This window comes from Streptomyces sp. NPDC058001 (assembly GCF_042886315.1).
GTDB lineage: Bacteria > Actinomycetota > Actinomycetes > Streptomycetales > Streptomycetaceae > Streptomyces.
Genome location: NZ_JBHVQT010000002.1, coordinates 473630 through 488886, shown reverse-complemented (window position 1 = coordinate 488886; position 15257 = coordinate 473630). Strand labels below are relative to the sequence as shown.

General features: G+C 70.9%; 13 protein-coding genes and 2 tRNA genes. 4 read left to right on the top strand and 11 right to left on the bottom strand.

What is annotated here, in order from left to right; genetic code table 11:
- Window positions 1-20: 20 nt before the first annotated feature.
- Window positions 21-2897: a leucine--tRNA ligase gene (gene leuS / locus ACFVT5_RS05595; protein WP_389881708.1), complete on the bottom strand. Its 2877-nt coding sequence runs from the start codon at window positions 2895-2897 to the stop codon at window positions 21-23.
- A gap of 623 nt (window positions 2898-3520) precedes the next feature.
- Here leuS and ACFVT5_RS05590 point away from each other — a divergent pair.
- Both ACFVT5_RS05590 and ACFVT5_RS05585 read left to right on the top strand, forming a co-directional pair.
- Window positions 3521-4891, top strand: coding sequence for a cytochrome b/b6 domain-containing protein (locus ACFVT5_RS05590; protein ID WP_389881706.1), 1371 nt, complete (start codon window positions 3521-3523; stop codon window positions 4889-4891).
- Window positions 4888-6495, top strand: a complete 1608-nt coding sequence (locus ACFVT5_RS05585; RefSeq protein WP_389881704.1) for an NADH-ubiquinone oxidoreductase-F iron-sulfur binding region domain-containing protein — start codon at window positions 4888-4890, stop codon at window positions 6493-6495. The genes ACFVT5_RS05590 and ACFVT5_RS05585 overlap by 4 nt, the downstream gene beginning before the upstream one ends.
- Before the next feature lie 81 nt (window positions 6496-6576).
- On the opposite strand, the gene ACFVT5_RS05580 is transcribed toward ACFVT5_RS05585, so the two are convergent.
- Window positions 6577-6649, bottom strand: a tRNA-Ala gene (locus ACFVT5_RS05580).
- A 116-nt stretch (window positions 6650-6765) separates the two neighbouring features.
- On the opposite strand from ACFVT5_RS05580, the gene ACFVT5_RS05575 reads away from it, so the two are divergent.
- Entirely contained in the window at window positions 6766-8046 is a 1281-nt protein-coding gene (locus tag ACFVT5_RS05575) for a glycosyltransferase 87 family protein (RefSeq protein ID WP_389881702.1), read from the top strand.
- Here the strand turns inward: ACFVT5_RS05575 and ACFVT5_RS05570 are convergent.
- From ACFVT5_RS05570 to ACFVT5_RS05560, 3 genes are all read right to left on the bottom strand, one after another.
- Window positions 8025-8258, bottom strand: a complete 234-nt coding sequence (locus ACFVT5_RS05570) for a hypothetical protein (protein WP_255951692.1) — start codon at window positions 8256-8258, stop codon at window positions 8025-8027. The two genes, ACFVT5_RS05575 and ACFVT5_RS05570, sit on opposite strands and share 22 nt — an antisense overlap.
- A gap of 3 nt (window positions 8259-8261) precedes the next feature.
- Complete coding sequence (locus ACFVT5_RS05565) at window positions 8262-8459, bottom strand: hypothetical protein (protein WP_389881700.1); 198 nt, start codon at window positions 8457-8459, stop codon at window positions 8262-8264.
- Window positions 8460-8528: 69 nt separating this feature from the next.
- The gene (locus ACFVT5_RS05560; protein ID WP_389881698.1) at window positions 8529-10004 is read right to left on the bottom strand and encodes an MFS transporter; all 1476 of its coding nucleotides are present in this window, start codon (window positions 10002-10004) and stop codon (window positions 8529-8531) included.
- 105 nt (window positions 10005-10109) lie between these two features.
- Here ACFVT5_RS05560 and ACFVT5_RS05555 point away from each other — a divergent pair, with 105 nt between their 5' ends.
- The gene (locus ACFVT5_RS05555) at window positions 10110-10976 is read left to right on the top strand and encodes a helix-turn-helix transcriptional regulator (RefSeq protein ID WP_389881696.1); all 867 of its coding nucleotides are present in this window, start codon (window positions 10110-10112) and stop codon (window positions 10974-10976) included.
- A 96-nt stretch (window positions 10977-11072) separates the two neighbouring features.
- On the opposite strand, the gene ACFVT5_RS05550 is transcribed toward ACFVT5_RS05555, so the two are convergent.
- From ACFVT5_RS05550 to ACFVT5_RS05525, 6 genes are all read right to left on the bottom strand, one after another.
- Window positions 11073-11145, bottom strand: a tRNA-Ala gene (locus ACFVT5_RS05550).
- Window positions 11146-11269: 124 nt separating this feature from the next.
- A complete protein-coding gene (locus ACFVT5_RS05545; protein WP_389882091.1) occupies window positions 11270-11938 on the bottom strand; it encodes a histidine phosphatase family protein in 669 nt (222 codons plus the stop codon).
- A 41-nt stretch (window positions 11939-11979) separates the two neighbouring features.
- Window positions 11980-12438 carry a ribosome silencing factor gene (rsfS, locus tag ACFVT5_RS05540; protein WP_389881694.1) on the bottom strand — a complete coding sequence of 153 codons (459 nt, stop codon included), beginning with the start codon at window positions 12436-12438 and terminating at the stop codon, window positions 11980-11982.
- A 154-nt stretch (window positions 12439-12592) separates the two neighbouring features.
- Window positions 12593-14344 (bottom strand): LCP family protein, encoded by a 1752-nt coding sequence (locus ACFVT5_RS05535; RefSeq protein WP_389881692.1) that lies wholly within the window; start codon window positions 14342-14344, stop codon window positions 12593-12595.
- A 16-nt stretch (window positions 14345-14360) separates the two neighbouring features.
- Window positions 14361-14999 (bottom strand): nicotinate-nucleotide adenylyltransferase, encoded by a 639-nt coding sequence (nadD, locus tag ACFVT5_RS05530; RefSeq protein ID WP_389881690.1) that lies wholly within the window; start codon window positions 14997-14999, stop codon window positions 14361-14363.
- A gap of 34 nt (window positions 15000-15033) precedes the next feature.
- On the bottom strand, window positions 15034-15195 hold the full coding sequence (locus tag ACFVT5_RS05525) for a hypothetical protein (RefSeq protein WP_389881688.1): 162 nt from the start codon (window positions 15193-15195) through the stop codon (window positions 15034-15036).
- Window positions 15196-15257 lie beyond the last annotated feature (62 nt).

The following is a 15257-nucleotide window of genomic DNA, read 5'->3' as shown; positions in this document are numbered from 1 at the left end:
CCTTACTCGGACGCGATTCCTTACGCGGGCACGATGTTCACCAGCTTCGGTGCCCGCACCACGACCTTGCGGATCCCGGCGCCGTCCAGCGCGGCCCGTACCTTCTCGTCGCCCAGCGCGATCTTCTCCAGCTCCTCGTCGGAGATCGACGGGGAGACCTCCAGGCGTGCCTTGACCTTGCCCTTGATCTGGACGACGCAGGTCACGGTCTCGTCGACGACATACGCGGGGTCGGCGACGGGGAAGTCCTGGTGGACGACGGAGTCGGTGTGGCCCAGCTTGCGCCACAGTTCCTCGGCGATGTGCGGGGCCAGCGGGGCGATCAGCAGGACCAGGGGTTCGGCGATCGCGCGCGGGACGGCGACGCCCGCCTTCGTCAGGTGGTTGTTCAGCTCGGTGACCTTGGCGATGGCGGTGTTGAAGCGCAGGCCCTCCAGGTCCTGGCGGACGCCGTCGACGGCCTTGTGCAGCGCGCGCAGCGTGGCCTCGGCGGGTTCGCCGTCGACCACGGTGACCTCGCCGGTCTCCTCGTCCACGACATTGCGCCACAGCCGCTGCAGCAGCCGGTACTGACCCACCACCGCGCGTGTGTCCCACGGCCGCGAGACGTCCAGGGGACCCATCGCCATCTCGTACAGACGCAGGGTGTCCGCTCCGTACTCGGCGCAGATCTCGTCCGGCGTGACGGCGTTCTTCAGGGACTTGCCCATCTTGCCCAGCAGCCGGGAGACCTGCTCGCCCGCGTAGTAGTAGGCGCCGTCGCGCTCCTCGACCTCGGCGGCCGGTACGGCGATGCCACGGCTGTCGCGGTAGACGTACGCCTGGATCATGCCCTGGTTGAACAGCTTGTGGAACGGCTCGGCCGAGGAGACGTGCCCCAGGTCGAACAGGACCTTCGACCAGAAGCGCGCGTACAGCAGGTGCAGCACGGCGTGCTCGGCGCCGCCGACGTACAGGTCGACGCCGCCGGTCGGCATCCCCGCGCGCGGGCCCATCCAGTACCGCTCGATGTCGGGGTCGACCAGCTTCTCGCTGTTGTGCGGGTCCAGGTAGCGCAGCTCGTACCAGCAGGAACCCGCCCAGTTGGGCATGGTGTTGGTCTCGCGCCGGTACGCGCGCGGGCCGCGTCCGTCCCCCAGGTCCAGGGTGACGTTCACCCACTCCTCGTTCCGGGACAGCGGGGTCTCCGGCTGGGTGTCGGCGTCGTCCGGGTCGAAGGTGCGCGGCGAGTAGTCGTCCACCTCCGGCAGTTCCAGGGGCAGCATCGCGTCGGGCAGCGCGTGGGCGGTGCCGTCCTCGTCGTAGACGATCGGGAAGGGCTCGCCCCAGTAGCGCTGGCGGCTGAACAGCCAGTCGCGCAGGCGGAAGTTGACGGTGCCCCGGCCGATGCCCTTGCGCTCCAGCCACTCCGTGATGCGGGCCTTGGCGTCGACCACGCCCAGGCCGTCCAGGGTGATGTCGTCGCTCGCGGAGTTGACGATGTTCGCGTCGTAGGAGGAGAACGCGTCGTCCCAGGTGGACGGGTCGGTGCCACGGTCGTCGCTTGGCTCGACGACACAGCGCATCGGCAGTTCGAAGGCGCGCGCGAAAGCGAAGTCGCGGGTGTCGTGCGCGGGGACGGCCATGATGGCGCCGGTGCCGTAGCCCATCAGGACGTAGTCGGCGATGAAGACGGGGACCGGGTCGCCGCTGACGGGGTTGGTCGCGTACGCGCCGGTGAAGACGCCGGTCTTGTCCTTGGCCTCGGCCTGGCGCTCGACGTCGGACTTGGCGGCGGCCTGCTTGCGGTAGGCGGCGACGGCGTCGATGGGGGTGGCGTGACCGCCCGTCCACACGTCGTGGGTGCCCTCGGGCCAGGCGGCCGGCACGATCCGGTCGACCAGGTCGTGTTCGGGCGCCAGCACCATGTAGGTGGCGCCGAACAGGGTGTCCTGGCGGGTCGTGAAGACGGTGACGGCCTCGGAGCCGCTGACGGGAAAATCGACCCGCGCGCCCTCGGATCGGCCGATCCAGTTGCGCTGCTGCATCTTGATGGCCTCGGGCCAGTCCAGCGCGTCCAGGTCGGTCAGCAGCCGGTCGGCATAGGCGGTGATGCGCATGTTCCACTGGCGCAGCTTGGCCTTGAAGACGGGGAAGTTGCCGCGCTCGGAGCGGCCGTCGGCGGTGACCTCCTCGTTGGCCAGGACGGTGCCCAGTCCTGGGCACCAGTTGACGGGTGCGTCGGAGGCGTAGGCCAGCCGGAACTCGCTCAGTACGTCGGCGCGTTCGGTGGCGGACAGTGCGTGCCACGCGCGCGAGGAGCCTGGTACGGCGCGTTCGCCGCTCTCGAACTGGGCGATCAACTGGTCGATGGGGCGGGCCTTGTCGGCCTCCTCGTCGTACCAGGAGTTGAAGATGCGCAGGAAGATCCACTGGGTCCAGCGGTAGTACTCCGGGTCGATCGTCGCGATCGAGCGGCGCTGGTCGTGTCCCAGGCCCAGTCGGCGCAGTTGCCGCTTCATGTTGTCCATGGCGGCCTCGGTGGACAGGCGCGGGTGCGTGCCGGTGGCGACGGCGTGCTGTTCCGCGGGCAGGCCGAACGCGTCGAAGCCCAGCGTGTGCAGGACGTTGTGGCCGGTCATGCGCTGATGACGGGCGAAGACGTCGGTGGCGATGTAGCCCAGCGGGTGGCCGACGTGCAGTCCCGCACCGGACGGGTACGGGAACATGTCCATGATGAACTTCTTGGGGCGGGCCACGACGGCCGGGTCACCGGCCAGGTCACCGGTCGGGTTGGGCGCCTCATAGGTGCCGTCGGCGTCCCAGAAGTCCTGCCAGCGTGCCTCGATGTCGGCCGCCATGGCGGCCGTGTAGCGGTGCGGCGCTGCCGCCTCGGCAGCGGAATTCGTCTCGCTCATGATCCCTAAAGCTCCATCGATCGTCATCTGCCGGCGGTCCGGGTCCTGGGGGGAGCCCGTTCGGAAATGAAAAAACCCCTCGCACAGGAGGGGGCGCCGCGCCGATTCCGACCGGATCTCTCATCCGTCGGGACTGATCAGCGCGGCCCGCTAAGCAGAAGGCGTACGGCACGCATGGCGTCAGGGTACCGCAGGGCCCGTACGGGTCGCGACGCAGTTGGGGACGACCCTGTACGGCCCGTAACGGTCGCGAACGCGCGCGAACGCGCGCGGGGGCGACGGCGGAGACAAAGGCGGGGACGACGGGCGAGGACGCGCTTCGAACGGCCTCGACCCATTTGTGAACGATTGGTGGCGACAGTGTGAGCAGTCACACACAACAAGCGTTGGCCAATGATTACCCCCGCGTACCCACCCCTATCGGGGCAACGCCAAGATCATGTCGCCCTTTGATAACAACGCAATAACTGAAAGCCCGTACCCCTCAGTATGGAGCGACCTAGAGTGCCGCCGCGGGACCACTTTGCCGCGTCACTCGGAGTCGCCCCATGAACCCTCGTCGCACAGACCGTCCGTACAGCGCCCCGAGCCCCTGGGCCCGGGGAGGTATGGCGGCCGGCGTCATGTTGCTCATACCCGTGATCGTCCTCATCGGAGGTGATGGTTTCCGCGACTTCCTGAACTTCGGCGCGGGAGTCCTGTCACTGGTCTCGCTCACCTGCTCGGTGATCTGGGGTCTCGTCGCCTCGGACCGGCTGTTCCTGAGTACCCGGCAGCGTCTGATCGGGCAGGCCATCCACCGCTCGACCGCGGTCGCCTCGATCGCCTTCCTCTTTCTGCACATCACCGTCAAGATCGCCCTCGACCACACCACGGTGCTGGCCGCCCTGATCCCCTTCAGCCTCGGTGTGAGCGGCACGGCGGGCCTGATCGGCTTCGGGTCCCTGGCCGCGCTACTCATGGTGACGACCGGGCTGACGGGCGCCCTGCGCAGCGCGTTCGCCTCGCCCGCGCCGGTCGCGGCCCGCTGGCGTGCGGTGCACACGCTGGCGTACCCCGCGTGGTGCTCGGCCCTGGTGCACGGGCTGTTCGCCGGGCGCCCCGCCAACGGGTGGGTCGTGACGATGTACTCCCTGTGCCTGCTGGCCGTCATCGGTGCCATCGCCCTGCGCGCGGCCCCCCTCCCGGTGAAGCGGAAGGTCGCCGCCCGCATCCTGGCGGTGCTCCAGCCCGGCGGACGCCCCGGCGACCGTGACCGCCCGCCGCGCCGGGACACCGCCGAGATGCCCCTGCCGGGCGTGGGTGTCCCCGCGCGCGGGGACACCGCGTCGATGCCGTCCATGCCCGCCCGGCCGCCGCGCGACGAGCGCGGCGGGCGTGAGCAGCCGGTGCCGCGGATGCCCGCGCCGAGCCCGCCCCTGTACGAGGCGCCGCGCCGGCCCTCCGCCCCGTCCGGCCAGACCGGCGCGAGCCTCGGCATGGCGGCGGCCTACCGCGCGGTGTCGATGCCCCCGCCCCCTTACCCCGAGGAGTTGCCGGGGACCTTCCCCGACGACTTCCGCGCCGCACAGAGCTCGTACGCGCCCGCACAGCCGCCCCCGGACGTCCAGCCCACCGAAGTCCTCCCGCGCGCCGACGAGGGCCTCACAGGGCGCTGGCCGGCCCCTTCTCCGCCGCCCCCGGCCGAGGCTCCCCCGTCGTCGTACGACCCGGCCGACGAGACCCCCTACGCGGGCACCCAGGGCTACGGCACCCAGGCCCCCGGCACGCAGAACTACGGCGCCCAGACCTACGGCACGCAGGCGTACGGCACCCCGGCGTACGGCGCTGGCGACTACGGCACGCCCGGCTACGACCCGTCCGCGTATCCGGCCCCCGACTTTCCCGCACGACCCGACCGCCCCGACGATCCCGCCACCGAGCCGCTGCCGGGCCCTTTCCAGGCACCCAGCTCCGGTGAGCCCTGGAACGCTCCCACCGGAGGATTCAAGTGAACGGCGCACTGCCCGACGTCCCCGAGGTCCGTGTGGTCGGCCTCCCTCAGTTGACGTCGGGTTTCGATCTCGTGGAGCGGCTCGACCTGGGCATGCATCTCAAGGTCCACGGACCGCTCGAACCCATCGGCGGTGAGCAGTTGGCGGCGCTCGCCGAGCGGATATCCCTGAAGGGGCGCGGCGGCGCGGGTTTCCCGTTCGCCAAGAAGCTGCGGTCGGTGGCCGACTCGGCGATCCGCAGGGGCGTGCGCCCGGTGGTCGTCGTCAACGGCAGCGAGGACGAGCCGGCCTGCCGCAAGGACACCGTCCTGATCAACCGCGCGCCCCATCTCATCCTGGACGGCGCCCTGCTGGCCGCCGAGGCGCTGGGCGCGCGCACCCTCGTGATCGGTGTGACGCGTGACTCGACGGAGCGCTCGATGCAGCAGGCGCTCACCGAGCGCGGGCTGTCCAACCGGCGCGGATCGGCCCTCCGCGCGCGCGTGCAGCGCAATCCGGTGCGCATGGTCACCGGCGAGTCGTCGGCGCTGATCCGCTCCGCCGACGGCGGTCCCCCACTGCCGCCCGGCCGCAAGGTGCGGGCGTCGGACTCGGGCGTGGGCGGTGCGCCGACCCTGCTCTCCAACGCGGAGACCTTCGCCCAACTGGCCATCGCCGCCCGCATCGGCGCCGACCGCTACCGCAACACCGGGCTCCAGGACGAGCCGGGCACCGTCATGCTCACCGTCTCCGGTGCCGTCGCGCGGCCCATGGTCCTGGAGGTCCCCTCGGGCGTTCCGCTGCGATACGTACTCCAGCTCGCCGGCGCGCCGCCGCTGCCGCAGGGGGTACTGACGGGTGGCTACCACGGCAAGTGGATGGACGCGACGGCCGCGCACGACGCCGTCGTCTCGCGCGCGTCGTTGGACGCGGCGGGCGGGGCGCTCGGCGCGGGCGCGATCCTGCCCATCGGGCAGGACACCTGCCCCCTCGGTGAGGCGCTGCTCGTGGCGCAGTGGCTGGCCGCCGAGAGCGCCGGACAGTGCGGCCCCTGCTATCTCGGACTGCCCGCCGCCGCGCGCGGCCTGGAGGACATCCTGAACGGCGGTGGACCGGCCGCCCTGGAGGCGCTGCGGCAGATCACGCAGTCGGTGAAGCGGCGCGGCGCGTGCAAGCACCCGGACGGTTCGGCGGCCTTCATCGAATCGACCGTGTCGGCGTTCACGGACGACCTCGCCGCGCACGTCCTGGGCAACGGCTGCGGCCGTCCCGTACAGGGAGTGCTGCCGCTCCAGGACGAGGCGGCGCCGACGGCCGCCGCAGGGGGCGGGGACGCCGGGCCGAGCGGTCAGCGGCTCGCGGTCGACTGGACGCTGTGCCAGGGGCACGGGCTGTGCGCGGACATCGTCCCGGAGCTGATCCAGCTCGGTCCGGACGGGTACCCGTCCGTCGCGGAGACGTCGGTACCCAGGTACTCGCAGGCACGCGCCGTGCGCGCGGTACGGCGGTGTCCCGCTCTCGCGCTGCGCCTGGAGGAGGACCCCTCGAAGCCCGCCGCGCGGACGTCGCTGCCCGTGTTGCCGCCCGGCCGTGGCCGCAGGGCGCTCGGCAGCGGACGGGACTGAGCGGCGGCACAGGTACCCGACAGGGCACAAAGGCGCGCACGAAAAGAGGGCCACCCGGACGGGTGGCCCTCTCAACCGCTGTGGAGCTAAGGAGAATTGAACTCCTGACCTCCTGCATGCCATGCAGGCGCTCTACCAACTGAGCTATAGCCCCTTGTGTTGCGATTCCGCCCGGTTGCCGCGGCGGCGACGCCAACAGTACACGGTTGGCCGGGGGCGCCGCCAAATCGTTTCCGGTCTGTGGCGATTCGGGCGGTACTGTCAGCGTTCGTGACTCTGTTCGCCCTCCCCCGTGTCCGCCCGCGCGTGGCCCTCGCCGTGGTCGCCTGTCTGCTCTCCTTCACGGCCTTCTGGTACGCCCAGCGCGCGGCGGACGTATCGATGATCGACGTGATGGTCTACCGCGCGGAGGGTGCGACCGTCCGGGCGGGCGGCGATCTGTACGCGCTGCGGGCCACGCCGGTCGGGCTGCCCGCGACCTATCCGCCGTTCGCCGCGCTGTTGTTCACGCCCTTGACGCTGGTGAGCACGTCGACCATGCGGACGCTCGCGACCGTGGGAAACCTCGTCCTCGTCGTCGTCCTGGCGCGCTACTCGCTGCTGCTCGTCGGCCACGCGCGCGTGGCGACCGTGTGGTGGGTCGCGGCGGTGGCCGTCTGGAGCGAGCCGGTGTGGGGGACGCTGCGCTACGGGCAGGTCAACCTGCTGCTCGCGGTCCTGGTGCTGTGGGACCTGACCCGCCGCTGGAGGCACCCTCTCGCGGGCGTGGGCATCGGCATCGCGGCGGCGATCAAGCTGACCCCGGGCCTGTTCATCGCGTTCCTGCTGCTCACCGGTGTCGCAGCGGCCGTACGGCAGGGCGGGGGCGTACGGGCGGCGCTCCGCGGCGCCGCCGGGGTCTGGCTGCGCCCCGCGTGCGTGGCCGTCGCCACCTTCGCCGGCGCGAGCCTGCTGACGGCCGCTGTCCTGCCGTACGACTCACGGCGTTTCTGGACCGAGGTGATCTTCGATACGAGCCGGGCCGGGCACGCCGAGGAGACCGCGAACCAGTCGCTGCGCGGGGTCCTCGCCCGGCTGCTGCACAGCGGGAACCCGGGTACCGGGTGGTTGCTCGTGGCGGCCGTGGTCGGGGCGGCGGGGCTGGCGGTGGCGGTGGCGTCCGCGCTGCGCGGGGAGCGCGCCTGGGCGGCCGTCGCCTGCGGTACGACGGCCCTGCTGGTCAGCCCGGTGTCGTGGTCGCACCACTGGGTGTGGTGCGTGCCGATGGTGGTGCTGCTCGCGCGTGAGGCACGCCGGAGGGGCGGAGCGGCCCACTGGGCGGCCGTGTGGGTCTCGGCCGCGGTCTTCTACTCGTTCGCCCTGTGGTGGGTGCCGCACGGCCCCCTCCGCCCGGAACTGCACCAAAGCGCACCCCAGTTCACACTGTCGGCGCTGTACGCGCTGACCGGGTGCGCCTTTCTGGTGGTCGCCGGGTTCCGCGTCCTCAGGGGTACGCCACGGCTCGGCGACGCACCGCCTTCGCGGCTCCCTCAGGCGGTGGCGAACGAGTAGAAACGCTTCAGCGTGCAGTGCTCGTCGAGCAGCCGCCCGTAGATCGGCTCGCCCTCCAGCTCGCGGTACGTCTCGATGGGGTCGCCTTTTATGATCAGCGCTCGCGCGCACTCCTCGCACCAGTACTGGTAGTCCGGATTCACCGGTTCCATGTCGCGGACGATCGGCGTACCGCCGCCGCACCAGTCGCACTTTCGCCTGTGTGCACCCATCGATCAGCTCCAGCTGTGGCCGCAGGCCGTGCACACGTAGGAGATCCCACCGTTGTCGCCGAGCACTTGGGCGACATGGGCGGAACCGCAGGACGGGCAGGTGATGAGGGTCCGGGACGGGGATCCTGGAGGAGCGGCTTCCGTGCGTGGCTCCGCCACGCCGAGGGGGTGGTCGTGCCCCTCGTGGATGCTCGCAGGCATCACTGCTCCCTCCCGTCGGGCCGCGCCCCCTTCCGGCCGTCCGATTCTGCCACGGTCGGACCACCACGGTCAGCGACGCATGCGTACCAGTCCGGACACGGCACCCAGCACACCCGCCGCGGCCAGCGCGTAGGCGCACACCAGGAGCGCGTCTCCTGATGTATACGCCCCCGGAGCCCCAACTTCCTCAAGCCGGTTCAGAAAAAGTGTTCCGAAGACCGCGACACCGCTCACCTGACCGAGCTGGGTGACCGTTGTCAACAGTCCGCCCGCGTCCGCCGCGTCCTCGGGACGTACCGTCGCCAATGCCCGCGTCAAGGTGGGGCTGAAACCCAGAGCGAGCCCCACACCCACGCCGGCGTACGCCACGAACACCCACACACCGCCGTTGCCGTCGTCCCGCAACAGCAGCCCGACGGCGAGGGAGGCGACGGCCGCGAGCGCGAACCCGGCGGGGACCAGGGCCGGTTGCCACCGTGCGGGCCAGCGGCGCCAGGTCAGTCCCACGGCCCCGAACACGAGCGCCGTCGGCACGAACGTGAGCCCCGCGCGCAGGGCGCTGTATCCGAGGGCGCCCTGGAAGTGCAGGGTGAGCGCGAACAGGAAGCCGCTGTTGATCGCCATCACGGTCAGGATCCGGAACACCGCGAGGCCCATCCCGGGGTGCCGCAGGACGCGCGGGGCGATGAGCGGGGTCCCGCCGCGCCGGGCGAGCCGGGACTCGTAACCGCGGAACAGCGCCAGGAGCACCGCCGACCCGGCCAGTGACAGCCAGGACCACAGGGGCCAGTCGTACTCCTGGCCGAGTACCAGCGGGACCGTGAAGAGCGAGACGGCGCCACCGAGGAGGATCAGACCGGGCAGGTCGAGGCCGCGCGTGCGCCCGCGCGCGTGGCTGTCGTCGCGGGGCAGGACTTTCCGCCCGACGGCGAGCAGGACCAGGCCCACGGGCACGTTCACCAGGAACACCGGCCGCCAGCCGGTGCCGAACAGATCGGCGCTGACCAGGAGACCGCCGAGCACCTGCCCCGCGGCGGCGCCGGTGGACAGCACCGCCGCGTACACGCCCAGCGCGCGGGCCCGGGACTCGCCGGTGAAGGTCCGCTGGATGAGGCCGAGCACCTGCGGGATCATCAGGGCCGAGCCGGCGCCCTGGACGAGCCGGAAGGCGATCAACTCGCCGGTGCCACCGGCGAGTCCGCACGCCAGCGACGCGAGCGTGAACACCGCGAGCCCCACGAGGTACAGCCGCCGGTGTCCGTACCGGTCGCCGAGGCGCGCCCCGGTGATCAGCAGCACGGCGTACGTGATGGTGTAGCCCGCGATGACGAGCTGCAACGCGGCGCCCGACGCGTGGAGTTCGGCCCGCAGGGTGGGCGCCGCGACATTCACGATGAACACGTCGAGCAGCGCCATGAACTGGGCGGCGAGCACGACCGCGAGCAGCCGTCCGGGCCGGATGCCGGGCCGACTGTCCGGCCGATTGTCAGTGCCAGGGGTTCTACTGGATGCGGGAGGTGATCCCGCCGGGGTGGCTGTCGTCATGGCACCGAGCGTGGGGGCGTTCGGGTACGGGTAACGAGAGCCGGTCGATGCTGGTACCGACAGCACCCGTCAAGGAACGGGACACGGGACGGAAGAGAACCGAGCATGGGGGATGTGACGACTTTGGCCACGACACAGTGCCGCAGGCCGGAGCTGGCCGCCTTCCTGCGCGGGCGCAGGGCACGGGTGACACCCGAGGACGTGGGCATGCCGCCGGGCCCGCGCCGCCGCACTCCCGGGCTGCGCCGCGAGGAGGTCGCGCAGCTCTCGGGCGTCGGCGTGACCTGGTACACCTGGTTGGAACAGGGCCGCCCGATCAACGCGTCGCCGCAGGTCCTGGACGCCGTGGCGCGCACCCTGCGGCTGGATCCGCCGGAGCGTGAGCATCTCTGCCACCTGGCGAAGGTGCCGTTCGAGCCGGACCGCGAGGTGGGCGCGCGGACGGCCGGGCCGGAGATCCAGGGCATCATCGACGCGCTGGACCCGCATCCGGCGGTCGTGTACAGCGCGCGGTACGACATCCTCGCCACCAACGCCGCCTATCGCGACCTGTTCTTCGTGCCGCGGACCCTGGAAATCGGGATACCCAACGCGCTGTGGATGCTGTTCCTGGTGCCCGAGGCGGACTGCCCGCTGGTGTTCCGTGACGCGGAGCTGCCGGTGATGGTGGCGACGCTGCGGTCGGCGTACGGGCGGCATGTGGGCGAGCCCGAGTGGGAGACGTTCGTGCGGAAGCTGTCGGCGGCCAGTCCGTTCTTCGCACGGCTGTGGGAGAGCGGTGCCGTGGTGCCGCCCGGCCCGCGTGTGAAGACGTTCCGGCACGCGACGGTGGGCGAGCTGCGGATGACCTCGGTGTCCCTGTCGATCAACGGCATGCCGGAGTGCCGGATCGTGGCGTACACCCCGGACGACGAGGAGAGCGGGCAGCGGGCGGCGGTCCTGCGGGAAGCACGAAATCCCGCCGCCTCGTGAAGCACGAAATCCCGCGGCCCTGTGACGCACGAAATCCCGCCCCTGAGAGGGACGGGATCGGTGACCAGAATCTGGATCTGGTGGGTGGTACTTGAGTGGAGCTAAGGAGAATTGAACTCCTGACCTCCTGCATGCCATGCAGGCGCTCTACCAACTGAGCTATAGCCCCGTGTGTTCCTTCTGTTCCTCCCGCTGGGCGGGCGAACAAGAAGAACTTTAGCCTGCGTGGCGCCGGAAAGTGAAATCCGTCCGGGGCGGACTCAAGCGCCGTTCAAGCATCCCTGGACGGCGGCTCAGTCGTCGTCGCCGAGCACCGGCTCCGGCAGCGTGCCGGCGTTGTGCTCCAGGAGCCGCCAGCCCCGCGCGCCCCGCCCGAGCACCGACCAGCAGCAGTTGGAGAGGCCGCCGAGGCTCTCCCAGTGCTGGGCTTCGAGGCCGAGGAGCCGTCCGATGGTGGTGCGGATGGCGCCGCCGTGGCTGACGACGACGAGGGTGCCGTCCTCGGGCAGCTTGTCGGCATGGTTGAGGACCACGGGCGCGGCCCGGTCGGCGACCTCGGTCTCCAGTTCGCCGCCACCGCGCCGCACGGCTTCGCCGCGCTTCCACGCGGCGTACTGCTCGCCGTACCGCTCGATGATCTCCTCGTGCGTGAGGCCCTGCCAGACACCGGCGTAGGTCTCGCGCAGGCCCTGGTCGTGCGTCACGTCGAGGCCGGTGATCGCGGAGAGTTCGGCGGCTGTCGACGCGGCCCGTTCGAGGTCGGAGGCGATGATCGCGTCGGGCCGCAGCGAGGCGAGCAGCCGGGCGGCGCGGCGGGCCTGGCCGAGGCCGGTCTCGGTCAGCGGGATGTCCGTGGAGCCCTGGAAGCGGCGCTCCACGTTCCACGCGGTCTGGCCGTGCCGCCACAGGATGACGCGGCGGCCCTTGCCGGACCGCTGCGCGGGCGTGGAAGCCGCCTGCACAGCGGTACCGGCGCCGGCCTGAGGCCGGTCAGGGGCGCTGCTCAACGCAGCTCACCACCCAGTTCCCGCATCTCCAGGGCCTCGTCGGCGGCCTGTTCGCGCCGGACGTGCTCCGCGCCCTTGCCGCGGGTCGCCTTCGCGTCGGCGGGCAGGTCCAGCTCGGGGCAGTCCTTCCAGAGGCGCTCCAGCGCGTAGAAGACCCGCTCCTCGGTGTGCTGGACGTGGACCACGATGTCGACGTAGTCCAGGAGCACCCAGCGGGCCTCGCGGTCGCCCTCGCGGCGGACGGGCTTGACCCCCAGCTCCTTGTTCAGCCGCTCCTCGATCTCGTCGACGATGGACTTGACCTGACGGTCGTTGGGCGCGGAGGCCAGCAGGAAGGCGTCCGTGATCGACAGGACGTCGCTGACGTCGTAGGCGATGATGTCGTGCGCGAGCTTGTCGGCCGCCGCCTGGGCGGCGGTGCTGATCAGCTCAAGAGAGCGGTCCGTGGCGGTCACTACGCGGCTTTCGTTCGGCGGGCAGTACGCCCCAAGGGTCTCACGGACCGCTGACGTCAACCGAACGATTACACCCCGCCACGGATCCGCTGCCGCTCGACTGCTCCGACCCGCTCCAGCCCGGCCCGGTCGGCTCCGACCCGTCCCGCCCCGGCTACTCTGGCTTGAAGTCCTGGCCGAGTACCACCGAGACGTCGGCGTTGGCCGCCGGCTCGCCCTTCTTGACCGCCGATGTCGGCAGACCGAGCGTCTTGGCGACCTCGACGGCGTCCTGCTTGCGCGCCGTGTCCCCGTACGTGACCTGGGTCGCCGTCTGCGCGGACGTCCCGGTACCCGCGTCGACGAATGTGTAGCCGCCGTTGACCAGGATGATCCGCGCGGACTCGGTGGCGCTCTTGCCGCCGGTGGCATTGCGGATGCCGACACGTACGGCCGCGCCCTTCTCGGGACTTTTAACGGTACCGCCGAGCACGTCCTTGACGACACTGGCGGTGGCCTGCGCGGTCAGGATGCCGTCCGCCTGTACCGGCAGGAGTGCGGTCTTGTAGTCGCCGCCCTTGGCTCGGTCGGCGAGCTTGGCCAGGAAGGCGCCGAGGTCCTTCTCCTTGAGCGACGGGTCGAGGATCTGCGCCAGCGACTGGACCGTGGTGGTCGCGGCGCCCGCGTCGGACGACAGCTTGCGCAGAACGCCCTGCATGACCTGTCCGAAGCGGGTGAGCTGGGCGTTCTCCGACTCGTCGGGCGCGCGGTAGGTGGCGTACGCGACGGCCATCGGGCCGCTGAGGGTCTGCTGCTCGCCCTTCTTCACCAGCGGCGCTTCGCCCTTCTTGGCCTTGTCGGCGGGCACGTCGGTGTCGGTGTCGATGTCGATGTTGCCGACGAGTTCGACGAGGTTGTTCAGATACGGGGTGTCGAGCCGCCAGGTGCCCTCGATGTCGGTGCCGAGGAGGGTGTCGATCGAGTCCCGGGTGCCGGTCGAGCCGTCGTCGTCCACGGACTTGCCGAGCGTCGTCGCGGTGCCGTTGTCGTCGGTGACGGCGAGCGCGTTGGGCAACAGGACCGTACTGCCCTGTTTGGTGGTCGTGTTGTTGACCAGGAGGGCCGTGGAGGTGCCCTTCTTCTTGGTGTTGTGCAGATGGACGACGATCACGTCACGGTTCTGCGGGCCGGTGGCGTCGGTGGTGCCGGCCTTGTTGTCCGAGGAGACACCGGGCAGCTTGTCCGCGTACCAGAGGTAGCCGACACCGCCGACTGCGACCAGCGCAAGGACCACGACCAGGGCGACTATCCGGCTGCGGGCGCGGCGCTTGGCCTCCTCGCGGCGCTCGGTCCGGTTCTCGGTGAACTGGAGCCAGTCGATGACGTCTTCGGAGTCGCCGTCGGGCTCCTCGACGAAGGCGAACTGTTCGGTGCGGTAGTCGCGGGGCTCCCCGGGACCGGCGTCGGGCTCGGGCCCGAGGTCGGGCCCGCGCCCGGGATCCGTCCGGTACTCGGACTCGTGCGGAGCGTTCTGCTGCGGGATGTACGCGGTCTGCTCGGCGACCCGCGGCTGCTGCCCGGTCCCGGCGGCCTGACCGTAGGGGTCGTACGCGGGCATGGTCCCGGTGCCGGGCCCCTCCTGACCGCCCTGCCCCTGACCGTGCCCCTGTCCCTGCCCCTGCCCCTGCCCCTGCCCGTACGGGTCGTACGTCCCGTAGCCGTCGTACGGAGGCACCACGGGCTGCTGTCCCGTGCCGTACGGGTCGTATCCGTAGCCCTGCTGGTTCCCGTACCCCCCGTACTCCGGCTGTTGGGGTGGCTGTTGGGCCTGGGGCGGTGGCACCTGGCGGTACACGGGCTGTCCGAACTCGTCGTAGCCGACAAGCTCGTACTGGTCGCCCGTATATCCGTCGTATCGATCGTTCACAGGTGCCCCTCTCGGCTCACTCGCCGCGGTACAGCTCGCGCTTGTCGATGTAGCGGACCACGCCGTCCGGCACCAGATACCAGACCGGTGCGCCGGCCGCGACCCTCGCACGGCAATCTGTGGAGGAGATGGCCAGCGCGGGAACCTCGACGAAGGAGACACCCCCCGCGGGCAGTCCCGGGTCGGTCAGGGTGTGTCCGGGTCGGGTGACCCCGATGAAGTGCGCAAGGGAGAACAGCTCTTCGGTGTAACGCCAGGTCAGGATCTGGCCGAGGGCGTCGGCGCCCGTGATGAAGAAGAGGTCCGTGTCCGGGTTCATCGCGCGTAGCTCGCGCAGCGTGTCCGTCGTGTACGTCGGTCCGCCGCGGTCGAGGTCGATACGGCTGACCGAGAACTGCGGGTTCTCGGCGGTCGCGATGACCGTCATCAGATAGCGGTCCTCGGCCGGGGAGACCTGGACCTCGCTCTTCTGCCAGGGCTGCCCGGTCGGGACGAAGACGACCTGGTCCAGGTGGAACTGCGCGGCGACCTCACTGGCCGCCACGAGGTGCCCGTGGTGGATCGGGTCGAACGTTCCGCCCATGACGCCGAGGCGGCGTTTGCCCGTGCTCGCGGGACCTATGGCCGGGCCGGTAGGCATGTCCTGCTCTCCCATGCGTGCAGACCCTACCGGCCCGTTCGGCGGGGTTTCAGCGGTCCCGGTTGAAGCGGGTGGTCACCCACAGGAGCAACAGCAGCGCCACGAGGGCGCCGCCGCCGGTGAGGTACGGGCTGAGGCTGTCGTGGTTGCCGCCCTTCTCGCCCTCGGCGGCGAGGCTGACCAGCTGGGCTGCGGTGCTGTGGAGGCTCATCTTCGGCAGGACCTATCCGGAGGTGGGATGGGGCAACTACGGGCAACTACGGGTCATCGTAT